Annotated in this window: 6 protein-coding genes; 4 read left to right on the top strand and 2 right to left on the bottom strand. The window is 76.2% G+C overall.

What is annotated here, in order from left to right:
* Positions 1–60 precede the first annotated feature (60 nt).
* Entirely contained in the window at positions 61–4,851 is a 4,791-nt protein-coding gene (locus ACG2DA_RS18645; protein ID WP_395257616.1) for an autotransporter domain-containing protein, read from the bottom strand.
* A 350-nt stretch (positions 4,852–5,201) separates the two neighbouring features.
* Here ACG2DA_RS18645 and ACG2DA_RS18640 point away from each other — a divergent pair, with 350 nt between their 5' ends.
* Positions 5,202–5,744 carry an antibiotic biosynthesis monooxygenase gene (locus ACG2DA_RS18640; RefSeq protein ID WP_395257614.1) on the top strand — a complete coding sequence of 181 codons (543 nt, stop codon included), beginning with the start codon at positions 5,202–5,204 and terminating at the stop codon, positions 5,742–5,744.
* Between the two features lie 87 nt (positions 5,745–5,831).
* On the opposite strand, the gene ACG2DA_RS18635 is transcribed toward ACG2DA_RS18640, so the two are convergent.
* The gene (locus ACG2DA_RS18635) at positions 5,832–7,190 is read right to left on the bottom strand and encodes a PQQ-binding-like beta-propeller repeat protein (protein WP_395257612.1); all 1,359 of its coding nucleotides are present in this window, start codon (positions 7,188–7,190) and stop codon (positions 5,832–5,834) included.
* A 192-nt stretch (positions 7,191–7,382) separates the two neighbouring features.
* Here ACG2DA_RS18635 and ACG2DA_RS18630 point away from each other — a divergent pair, with 192 nt between their 5' ends.
* The 3 genes from ACG2DA_RS18630 to ACG2DA_RS18620 all read left to right on the top strand — a co-directional run.
* Positions 7,383–7,850 carry a hypothetical protein gene (locus ACG2DA_RS18630; RefSeq protein ID WP_395257610.1) on the top strand — a complete coding sequence of 156 codons (468 nt, stop codon included), beginning with the start codon at positions 7,383–7,385 and terminating at the stop codon, positions 7,848–7,850.
* A gap of 169 nt (positions 7,851–8,019) precedes the next feature.
* On the top strand, positions 8,020–9,291 hold the full coding sequence (locus tag ACG2DA_RS18625) for a DUF58 domain-containing protein (protein ID WP_395257608.1): 1,272 nt from the start codon (positions 8,020–8,022) through the stop codon (positions 9,289–9,291).
* Between the two features lie 989 nt (positions 9,292–10,280).
* The coding region (locus ACG2DA_RS18620) for a transglutaminase-like domain-containing protein (protein ID WP_395257606.1) at positions 10,281–11,631 on the top strand (1,351 nt) is incomplete at its 3' end.

Below are 11,631 nucleotides of genomic sequence, written 5' to 3'. Positions count from 1 at the left end.
GTCAGCCACGCCTGCACGCCTCGGCTTGCGCCTCGGGCTGCCAATGGTCTCGACGGCGGTTCAGAAGCAGTATTCCAGCCGGAGGTCGCCGGCGTGGAGGGTGGCCTCGCGGCTGAAGCCGAGTCGGTAGAAGGCGCCGACCGTCAGCGCCTCGGTTCCGAGGGACACGCCCGGGCCGAACGTGAAGCGGTCGCGGCCGAAGTCCGTGCCGCGGACGGTGAAGGGGGCGCCGGGCGCCGCGGCGAAGACGGCGGTCGCATCGCCGGTCGAGCCGGCGGAGACGTCCCGGCTGTAGAAGGCCTCCAGCGTGCCGACCGCCGACAGCAGTTCGTTGCCGAACTGCGCCCCGGCCCGGGCGCCGAGGCGGGTTCGGAGTTCGTTCAGCGAGGCTTCGTCGACGATCAGCGCCGTGGGGCCGCCGCCCTCGGTCACGCCGTCCTGCCAGACGCCGGCGTACCGCAGGCCGAACGTCGGCATGACGTAGAGGCTCCGCCCGCCGACCAGCACGCCGGCTTCCGCATCGGCGCCGGCGAGCAGCCCGTCGAGGGCGCCGGCGTTGCGGTCGGCGTAGGGGAACAGCGGGTTCTCGATCGTCACGTCCCGGCGGACGTCGGTCCCCGCGAAGCCGAAGAAGCCGGTCGCCCGGCCGTACATGCGGCCGTAGTTCCCGCGGACGTCGGCGCCGAGGCGGTGCACGTCCGACTCCGCCCGGGAGCGGACGGAATCGACCTGCGATTCCAGGGATTCGTACCCGTAGAACCCGCCGAAGGCGGCGCCGCCGTTGCCCCCGCGGACGAACCGCGACAGCCCGAAGGTCGTGCCGACGCGGCCGAAATCGGCCCCGCCGGCGTTGCCGTCGCCGTCGATCCGGCCGCCGCCGCCGCCGACGTCCCACCAGCCGGTCAGGCCGGTCGGCCGGGTCCCGCAGGCGCCGCAGTCCAGCGGGAGGACGCCGTCGCGGGCGGCGAGGGCGTCGAAGAACTGCAGCGTGCCGCGGTTCAGGGCGGTGCGGTGCGTGGCGTAGATTTCGCCGGAGAGGGCGTTCAGGGCGGCGCCGGCGGCGACCTCGGAGGGCAGCGTGTCGAGGGCGTCCCGCAGATCGTCCAGCACGGCGGCGCCGCGGACCGCGTCCAGCCCGGTTCCCAGGGCGGTCCGGTTGAGCGTCGTGCCGAACGCGTCGGCGTAGGAGACCTCCCGGGCCGCGACGAGGCCGAAGCTGTTCGGTCGGACGAGCGGGGCGAACCGCACGCCGGCGACGTTGTTGACGAGCCGCAGCGGGTTGACGACCGTCAGCCCGCCGCTGGCGGTGACGACGTCGTAGCGGGCGCCGACGGCGAAGACCCCGGGGCCGCCGAACTCCGTCACGGTCACGGTGGCGCCGTCCAGCGTGACCGGGCCGGTGACGTCGAAGCGGTCGAAGTCCACGCCGGCGATCGGCGTCACGCCCGGGGGGGTGGCGACCAGTTCGATCTCCAGCACGGCGGCGGGGGCGACGTGGACGGTCCCGATCGCGCCCAGCACGCCGGGGCTGTTGCCGGGGGCGACCGTGCCGGCGATCTGAAAGCCGTCGCCGGGGCCGGCGCCGGTCGCCTCGAAGACGCCGGAGCCGGCCAGCAGGGCGCCCTGCTCCACGGTGAAGGACCGGCCCCGCAGCAGGCCGTTGACCCGGGCGGTGGAGCCGCCGAAGACGGTCACCGCGTTGGAACTGCTGACGATGTTGCCGGCGTCGACGGTGATCGTGGAGCCGCCGGCGAAGGCGAGGGATCCGACGTTCAGCGTCCCGCCGCTGGCGACCGTCTGGGCGGAGGAGGCGTCGAGGCTGAAGACGTTCGCGTTGACGACGGCGCCCTCGGCGATGTTCAGGACCGCGCTGTTCACCCCGGCCAGGGAGTCGGTCGTGAACACGGCTCCGGGGCCGCGGACGTCCAGCGTGCCGCCGTCGAGGGTCGTGGTCCCGGCGACGGTCAGCAGGGCGTCGACGTGGATCGTCCCGCCGCCGGTCGCCGACAGGCTGGCGGCGTCGAAGGTCCCGCCGGAGACGGTCAGCGTGGAGCCGGCCCCGGCGACGGAGGCGGCGTTCGTCACGTTCACGTCGCCGGCGGTCGCGGCGGTCGCCCCGCCGGTGACGGCCAGCGAGCCGGCGTTCAACTCGCCCGTGGACTGCACGGTCAGCGAGGAACCGGCCCCGTCGACGGTCGCGGCGCCGGCGAGGGTCGCGGTCCCGGCCAGGTCGACGGTCCCCCCGGTCTGGGCGAGCGAGGCCCCGTCGAGCGTCCCGCCGGCGGCGACGGTCGTCGCGCCGCCGGTCTGGGCGAGGGCGCCGCTCGCCGTCAGGGAACCGGCGGCGCCGATGGCGAGGGCGCCGGCGTGGGTCAGGGAGGTCGCGGAGGCGGCGCCGTTCACGGTCAGGACGCCGTCGGCGAGGACGGTCGCCGCCCCCAGGGCGGCGGTGCCGTCGACGGTCAGCGCGCCCCCGTTCGTCCCGTCGCCGAGCGTGGCGGAGATCGCCGCGGTCAGCGCCGCCCCGGAGGCGACCGTCACGGAGCCGGCCCCGGTCAGGGCGAGGGCGGCGGCGTCGAAGGCCCCGCCGGAGACGGTCAGGGCGGAGCCGGTCCCGTTGACGGAGGCGGCGCCGGACAGGTTCACGTCGCCGGCGCTGGTCGCGGCGCCGGCGTTGGTGAGGGCCAACGTGGCGCCGTTCAGCACGCCGCCGACGCCGACCTCCAGCAGGGAGCCGACGCCGTCCACGGTCGTCGCCCCGGAGACGGTCGCCGTCCCGCCGGTCCCGCCGCGGGAGACGGACGCGGTCCCCCCGCCGGCGACGGCGAGGGAGCCGGCGTCGAACGTGCCGGAGTGCACGTCGATCTCGCTGCCGGAGCCGTTCACGGTCGCGGCGCCGGCGACGGTCACGTTCCCGCCGGCACCGACGGCCCCGCCGCCGGAGACGCCCAGCGAGGCGGCGTCGAAGGTCCCGCCGTCGATCCGCAGACTGGCGCCGCCCCCGTCCGCCGTGGCGGCGCCGGAGAGATTCACGTCGCCGAGGCTGTGGAAGTCGCCGTCGTTCGTCAGGGCCAGCGAGGTACCGTTCAGCACGCCGGTCGCGCCGACGGACAGCAGGGAGCCGGTCCCGTCGACCGTCGCCGCGCCGAGGGTCGCGGCGCCGTCGATCGTCGCGGCGCCGCCGGCGGACAGGCCGAGGGCGGCGGTTTCCAGCGTTCCCGCCGCCGCGACGTGCGCGGCCCCGCCGGCGCCGACCGTCAGGGCGTTCAGCGGGTCGGTCCCGACGAACCCGGCCCGCGTGGTCGCCGCGCCGTCGATCTGCAACGTGCCGCCGGTCACGTCCGTGAGGCCGAGGGCGGCGTCGCCGGCGACCGTCAGCGTGCCGCCGGCGATCGTCGCGCCCCCGGCCCCGGCGGTGAGGCCGGCGGAGGCGGCTTGCAGGCCGGAGGTTGTCAGCGTGCCGCCGGCGAGGTTCAGTCCGTTCAGGTCCGCCCGGCCGGAGAGCGCGGCGCCGGACGTGTTGAAGGTCGTACCGCCGAGCACGGTCAGGTCGCCGGCGGCGCCGAAGGAGCCGCCGGTCACGCTGAGGCCATCGAACAGCGCCGTCCCGCCGAGGGTGACGACCCCGCCGGTCTGGCTGACGGCGCCGGCGGTCAGCGAGCCGCCGGCGGCGGCGGTGAGCGTTCCACCGGCGTTCGTCCCGCCGACGGTCAGAGCCTGCAACGTCCCCCCGACGTCGGCGGTCGTGACGGTTCCCGCGGCGCCCACCAGCAGGGAGCCGCCGTTGTCGATCGCCGTGGCGCCGAGGGTCGCCTCGCCGTTCACCGTGAGCGTGCCGCCGGCCGCGGCGGCGTCGCCGATCGTGGTGGACTGGTTGACGGTCAGCCGGCCGTCGGCGGCGCCGGCGGAGCCCGCGTTCACTGTGACGGCGCCGCCGCCCTCCACGGAGAGGGCGTCGGTCGCGAGGGCGCCGTCCTGCTCGACGGCGGCCGCGGAACCGGCCCCGGCGACGACGGTTTCGCCGGTGACGGTCGCGGTTCCCGACACCCCGGCGGTCGCCCCGGCGGAGACCGTGAACACGTCCGCGTCCGCGGCGGTCCCGCCGGCGTTCAACGTGGTCGTCCCGCCCAGGGCGGCCGTCACGCCGTTCCCGCCGGCGTCCGAGAGGGCGAGGCCGTCGGCGGCGAAGGTCCCGCCGGCGGTCGCTTGGAGGTTGGCGGCGGCGTCCGTGCTGCCGACGGCCGCGGCGCCCTCGAGGGTCACGGCCCCGTCGGCCCGCAGCGTGCCGCCGGTCTGGGCGAGGGCGGCGGCGACGATCGAGCCGCCGGCCTCCGCGATCACGGACCCACCGGAGAGGTTCAGCGTGCCGGTCGCGCCGCCGGTCGGCTGCGTCTCGCCGGTTCCCGCCCCCAGCGACCCCGGTCCGCCGACGAACAGCCCGCCGGCCACGGAGGTCGTCCCCCCGGTCACGACGAAGTCGCCGTTGCCCCCGAACGGTCCGGCGACCGCCCCGCCGGGCTGCGTGGAGAGGAACCCGCCGGCGTCGACGGTGACGTTCTGCGAGGTGACGAAGTCGCGGGCTTTCAGCCAGCCGCCGTTCTGCACGACGACCGAGCCGCCGGCGACGACCTCCACGTCGTCGGCCGCGGCGTCCTCGGCGGAGACGGTCGTCGGGGCGTTGATCGTCGTCTGCCCCAGCGCCGCGGCCGGGGCGGCGAGGGCGAACGCGGCCGCCGGCAGCCAGGGCAGCGCCCGCCGCAACCAGCGCCGGCTCGCCGTGGGCGCCCCCCCGGAGCGTCGGCGGGACGCTCCGCCGCCGAACGGGGGACGAATCGCGGGGAAACGGCGCATCCGTGCGGCGGTCGAGAGGCTTGTGGACGGGAACACCCCGACGCCGACCAACCGGCCGGCCGGCCGCCGCGGGAGGAGCGTCGCGGCCGCGGTCCTTCGGCCCCGACCGCCCTCCCCTTCCAATCGGCCCGTCCCGCCCCGCCGAATGAGAGATTTCCGTCCCCCGGGCGCCCTTTCCCCACTTCCCCTCAAGTTCCGGAGCGCCCCCGGCGGGGCCGATCGTCCGTCGCCGCCGTCGGCGTAGGATGGCGGACTCGCCGCCCGACGCCCCGCCAACCGAGCCCAGATTGACTCAAGACCGTTCAACTCAGGACCGTTCGACTCAGAACGGATCGACCGCCGACCGCCCCGTGCACTGCGCGATCACCCTCCGGGTGCGGGAGGGGAAGGAGGCCGAATTCGAGGAGGCGCTGCTGCGGTTCGTGCAGCGGTCCCTGGACGACCGCGGCACGACCGGGGCGCACCTCATCCGCCCGGCGCCCGGCTGCGACGACCGGGAGTACGGCGTGCTGCGGTCCTTCCAAAGCGAGGCTCACAGCCGGGCGTTTTACGAATCGGAGATGTTCAAAACTTATAAAGAGGAGACCGCCCACTTGGTCGAGGGGGACGCCGTCGTGCGGCCGCTGCACGGCCTGGAGGCGTTCTTCCGCGGCGCCGGCCACCCGCCGCCGCGGTGGAAGATGGCGATCGTCACTTGGCTGGGGGTGTACCCGGCGGTGACGCTCTGGTCCTGGCTGCTGGTTCCGCGGCTGACGGCGCTGCCGGCCTTCGCGGCCACGGCGGTCGTCGTGGCGGCGGTCGTCGTCACCCTCACCTGGTTCGTCATGCCGGCGCTGACGACCCTGCTGCGCCCCTGGCTGCACAGGCGTCCGTCGCGGTCCGCCGCGTTCTAAAGAGACGCCCGCGGGCCGCTTCGTCGCCGTGAGGCGGCGCGGGAGCCACCCTCGACCCCGCGCCGCGACGAATGTTCGGCGGACGCTTTAGTTCCCGGCCGGTGCGCCGACGGACCAGAGGGCGTCGTCGGTGCGGACGAAGAGGTCGTCGCCCGCGGCGACCACGGAGGCGTTCGTGCTCTCGTCCAGGTCGTTGGCGGCGATCGGTTCGTACTCCTCGCGGTTCGCCCGGAACACGGCGGTCGTGCCGGACTTTGTCAGCAGGAACATGCGGCCGTCGGCGGTCTGCGTGACGCTGGACCAGGTGCCCCCGCCGGCGACGCGGGCCTTCCACAGCTCCTCCCCGGTCTGCACGTCCAGGCAGCGGAGGACGCCGCCCATGTCGCAGACGTACACGGCCCCGTCGACGACGGCCCCGGTGCCCAGGTAACCGGCGCCGCGGGGCTGATGCCAGAGCCGCCGGGTCTCCGTCACGTCGCCGCTGCCGCCGGCCCGCACGGCCAGGCAGGCCCCGCCGTAGCCGCCCAGGGCCACGACGATTCCGTCGTCGGAGGCCATCGGCGAGGCGTACGCCAGCGGGCCGAACCCGCCGCAGGTCCACAGCCGCTCGCCGGTCGCCGGGTCGAAGGCGCTGACCCGCCGGGGCAGGGTGACGACGAGTTCCTCACGGCCGTCGACGGTGATCACGATCGGGGTGCTCCACGACCCGCGGAGGCGGTCGCGGCGGGGGCCGTCCGCCTCGAAGTCCCGGGAGTTGCCGTCGTTCTCCGGGCCGCTGAGGGCGCGTTCGGCCTCGTCGTCCAGGGCGTCGACTTGCCAGACGGTCTCGCCGGTCGTCTTGTCGACGGCGAGGAGGAACTCCCGGTCGCCGGGGCCGAAGTTCAGGATGCACAGGTCCCCGTGCAGGATCGGCGAGGAGCCGTAGCCCCACATGTGGCGTTGCTCGCCGAGATCGCGGCGCCACAGCTCGTTCCCCTCCATGTCCCAGCAGAGCAGGCCGGCGGAGCCGAACCAGGCGACGACCCGCTCGCCGTCGGTGGCCGGCGAGGCGGAGGCGTAGGGGTTCGTTTTGTGGGTCGACTCCGGCTGTTCGTAGGTCACGCCCCGCCGCCAGCGTTCGGCGCCGGTGGCCCGATCGAGGCAGAGCAGCGCCCGCTGATTCTTCTCAGACAGCGGCTGGGTGAGGAACACGCGGTCGCCCCACACGACCGGCGTGGAGTTGCCGGCCTCCGGCAGTTCGGCCCGCCAGTTGACATTTCGTTCGGGGCCCCACTCCGAGACGACGTCCGTGGCGGCGGTCCGCCCGCTGCCGTCCGGCCCCCGCCACTGCGGCCACCGCTCCCCCTCCGCGGCGGGCAGGACCCCGGCGCCAAGGGACCCGACGACGAGCGGACCGACGAACCACAGGAACGCGGCGGCGGCGGCGGAGGAGAGGGCGCGTCTCATCAGCGGAGCGGGGGCCGGGGGAGCGAGGCGGAGACCGGGGAGAGAAAAAGTCTAACGCCCCGCCCGCGTTCAACGCCCCCGCAACCGCCCCGTCGCGGCGCGCCGTTCACCGCCGACGGCGTTGACGCGACTCCGGCCGCGGCCGTAACGTGCACACGACTTGCATTTGAGGAGCGGTCCCCGCTGTCCCGCGTGCTGTTTCGACTGCCGGCGCTCGTCGCCGCGGCCGCCTACCTGGCGGCGGCGGTCGGGGGGACCGGGCTGCACGGGCTGATCGGCGGCGGTCACGCCGGGTGCGACCACGGCCGCTGCGAACACGTGGCGTTCGTTCCCGACGGCGCCCCGACGACGCCCGCGGCCCTTTGCGAGCATGAGGAGCGCGCCGGTCGTCGTCACGCCGCGCACGACGACGGGCCAGTCTCGCCCGTCTGCGGCGACTCGGAGCCGAGCCGCCCGGAGCGGGACGCGCCCGCCGCCCCCCACGACCCGCACCACTGTGCGGTCTGTCAGTTCCTGGCAATGGGCCAGCAGATCGCCGAGGCCCCGCGGCCGCTGGACGCCGCGGGGGCCCCGCCGTGCGTCGCGGCCGACGTGTCTCCGTCGGTCGGCCGGACGCCCACCCTGACGCGACGAGTCCGGGGACCGCCGGCGGCGGTCTGACCGCGACCCCGCGTTTCCCCCGCTCCGTGCTGCGCCTTGGCAGGGCGCCGTCGGCGCTGAGACGTGCGGCCCGCGGTCCCGTGACCCCGTCCCCGCACCCCGTGCCCCCGGGCCGGGCCGCCGGCTGCATGCCGGACGGTTCGCCGGTCCCGCGGGCGGACGATCTCCCATGCCTTTCGCCCCCGCGGCGGACGGCGGCGCCCTGCCCGGCGTCGTCGGCCCCCGCCGTGTCGTCGCGTACCTCACGCGGCTGCTCCGTCACGATTTCTGCCCCGGTCAGAACCGCTGGGCCTACAAACTGAAGCACCCGCTGTGGGCGGTCGCGGCGGCGACCGCGGCCGCCGGGCTGGTCGGCGTGTCGCTGAACGCCGCGGCGCTGTGGGTCGCGGCGGCCCTGGCCGTCGGCGGAGCCCTCGGCGTGGTCTGGCCGTGGGTCGCCGCTCGCGGGCTGCAATGCACCGTCGAGTTCGACGGCCGCCGCGGCCGCGAGGGCGTGCCGGCGACTGTCGTGCTGCGGGTCACGAACCGCCTGCCGCTCCCGGCGTGGGGGCTGTCGGTGGTGGAGGGCTTCGGCTCCGCGGAGACCGGGGCGCACGCCGCTGACCTCACGCTGGACCGCGTGCCCGGTTGGGCGACGGTCGAGTACCGCTGGACGTTCACGCCGCCGCGGCGAGGCGTCTATCCGCTGGCCCCGCCGCGGCTGGCGACGGCATTTCCGTTCGGCCTATGGAGCGCCGCGGTCCCCGCGGAGGTGACGCGGCGGCTGGTCGTCTGGCCCCGCGGGCCGGAGGCCGGGGACGTGCCGGTCGCGGACGCCCCGCATCCCTCCGACGACCGCCTCTCCGACCGCGATCCCGGCGAATTCGGCGAACTGCTCGGCGCCCGGGCCTTCCGCGAGGGCGATTCCCTCCGCCGGGTCCACTGGGCCCAAACCGCCCGGCACCGCCGCCTGATCGTCTGCGAGCGGCAGGCCGGACGCACCGCGACGGTCCGGCTGCGGGCGGACCTGGCGGCGTCCTCGTTCGCCGAGGTCGGGACGGAACCGCAGGACGCGGAGGAGGCTGTCGAGTCGGCGGTGCGGGTCGTCGCCGGGCTGTGCGAATCGCTGGTGCGGTTGGGGGCGACCGTGGAGTGCCGGCTGAACGGGACGACGTACCGTCTCGGCGGCGATCCGGCGGCGCTGCGACGCCTGTTGGACGCCCTCGCCGCCGTGCCGCGGGGCGGCTTCGCGGCGCCCGCCCGGCCGGATCGCGGCGGGCGGGGCGACATCGTCGTGACCGGGCGGGCGGGCGTTGTGGAACGTGGGGAGCGGGCGGTTCGGGCCGGCGGCAGTTCTGTCGCGCCGCCCTGCTCCCGCCGGTCCCCCGCCTGGGTGCGGGTCACGCCGGGGCGGGAGGAGCGGTTCGCGGCGGATTGGCGGAGGGCCTGTCGTGCCGCTTGAAGCTGTGATTCGAACTTCCCCCAGGGACACGCGCCGCCTAGCGGCGACGGCGAACTGGGCGACGGCGAACCGGGCGACAGGGAGCCCGTCGACAGAGGGCCCGGCAGTCCCGACGCCGTTGCGGCTCGCGGCGTTGGCGGGGGCGGTCGCGGCGTCGGCGGTCGTCTCGCTGGCGGCGGCGAACGGGGAGCGGGCGCCGTGGGCCGTGGCCGCGGAGATCGCCGCGACGGGGCTGCTCACGATGGCCGCGGCGGCGGTCGCGGGGCGGTTCGCCTCCGTCGGCCGGACGCTACCGCTGTGGGGGCTCGGGCTGGTCGCGGCCTCGGTCGGCATGGAACCGGCGCTGCGGGCGTTCGGGGCCGGGCGGGCGGTGGAGATCGTGCTGCTGGACGGCCTGCGGTTCGCGGCGCTGGCCTGTGCGGCGTGCGGGCATCTGCCGGGACCGAACGCGATGTCGCGGCTGCTGGCGTTGTTCGCGGCGCTGTTCGCCGCGGGGCTGCCGCTCGGGCCGGCGGCGTCGCCGGGGGCGGTCCGGGCGGCGCTGCTGCTGTTCGCCGCGGCGGCGGCCTGGGGGGCGGCGGCGGCCTACTGGGGCGGGCTGCGGGGGCGGGTGAGCGTCGCCGGTTCCGGCCGCGGGCGGTGGGCGACGCACGGGTTCGTCGCCGGGCTCGTGCTGCTCACGCTGGCCGTCGGCGGCGGGGGGGGCGGCCGCCGGACGGGCCGGGTTCCTGCCCACCTCCGGCGGCTCCGGCTCCGACGCGACCGACCCGTTCGCCCGGGAGGGCGTCGGCAACGGCGAGCGGCTCGTCGCCGGGACCGAGGACATCCGCTCCTTCGCCCCGATCGACGACGCCCCGTTCCTCGAGGACGACCGCCCCAGCCTGTTCGACGCCTACGACGACACCTACCAGGAGCCCTTCAAACCCGGCGAGAACGAACGGTCGCAGGCCCTCAGTCAGGAGCAGGTCGCCCAGAGCCGCCGGAAGGATATGAGCGTCGCCGGGCGGCCGTCCGCCGGGGACTTTTCGACCCGCCGCAAGCCGTCGCCGGCCTCCGGACGGACGCCGGACGAGACGCCCTCGCCGGCCCTGCTGTTCGTCTCCGGCCGGGTCCCGGTGCACCTGCGGGCGGCGACCTACGCGACGTTCGACGGGGAGAGCTGGCGGCGGGAGGCGCCGCCGAAGGAGCGGGCGCTGCACGCGACGGAGGCCGACGGCCGCACGTGGGTCGGCCCGGAGCCGAGCCGGGCCTGGTCCGACCTGTACCGCGAAACCGACGCCCACGCCCTGAAGGTGGCGAACCTGTCCGGCCCGGAGTTGCCCTGCCCGCCGGGCACGACCGGGATTCACATCGCGGACGTGACGCGGCCCGATCTGTTCGCGCTCGCGGCGCCGGACGTGATCCGGCTGGACCGTTCGACGGTCCCGCCGCTGACCGTGGTCCACGCCGCCAGCCGGCGGTTCGACCCGGCCGCGGCGGACGACCCGCTGCTGTTCGGCACCCTGCCGACCGGCTGCACGGAGGCGCCGGAGGAACTCGAAGCCCCCCTCTCCGAACGGGCCGCCGCGTGGGCGGCCGGCCGGGAACCGGGCTGGGACGAGGTGACGGCGATCCGCGACCGGCTGCGAAGCGACTACGCCCTCGACCTCGACGCCGGCGACCCCGAGACCGGCTCCCCCACGCTGCACTTCCTGCATGAGGCGAAGCGGGGCCGGGCTTACCAGTTCGCCACGGCCTGCTGCCTGCTGCTGCGGTGCCGGGGGTACGGGGCCCGGCTGGTCGGCGGGTTCTACGCCGACGCGGAAAACTACGACCGCACGCTGGGTCACACGGTCGTCTCGAAGGAGGACGTGCACGTCTGGTGCGAGGTCGCCGTCGCCCCGGGGGTGTGGGCGACCGTGGACCCTTCGCCGGGGTACGAACCGCTCGGCCCGCCGCCGACGTGGCGGGACCGCGTCGCCGGGGTCTTCGCGGCGGCGGGGCGGTTCGTCGTCGGGAACCCGGCGGCGTCGGCGGCCTGCCTGCTGGCGGCGTGCGGGGCGATCGTTGTCCGGCGGCGGCTGGCGGACGGGGCGGACGTGCTCGGCTGGCGGTTGGCCCGGCTCTGGCGGGACGAGCGGGACGCGGTTGTCGCGGCGGTGCGGGTACTGGACCGGCGGTGTCGGCGGGCCGGGGCGCCGCGACCGCCGGGCCGGTCGCCGTCGCGGCACTTCGCCTCCCTGCCGGCGGTCGCCGGCTTCGCCGAGGCCGCCGGGCGGGCGTTGTTCGCCCCGGCGCTGCACGCCGAGGACGCAGCCCTCGCCGCCGCGGCGGTCTCCCGTAGGGTCCGCTGTGCGGACC

Origin of the sequence: Alienimonas sp. DA493, from assembly GCF_043951915.1 — a bacterium.
Lineage (GTDB): Bacteria > Planctomycetota > Planctomycetia > Planctomycetales > Planctomycetaceae > Alienimonas.
The sequence above is the reverse complement of the archived record's forward strand: the minus strand, read 5'-3'. Positions and strand labels throughout refer to the sequence as shown.

Excerpts from the sequence above, each read along its gene's own strand:
- ACG2DA_RS18635 (WP_395257612.1), bottom strand. The coding sequence starts at position 7,190 with ATGAGACGCGCCCTCTCCTCCGCCGCCGCCGCCGCGTTCCTGTGGTTC.
- ACG2DA_RS18625 (WP_395257608.1), top strand. The coding sequence starts at position 8,020 with ATGCCTTTCGCCCCCGCGGCGGACGGCGGCGCCCTGCCCGGCGTCGTC.
- ACG2DA_RS18645 (WP_395257616.1), bottom strand. The coding sequence starts at position 4,851 with ATGCGCCGTTTCCCCGCGATTCGTCCCCCGTTCGGCGGCGGAGCGTCC.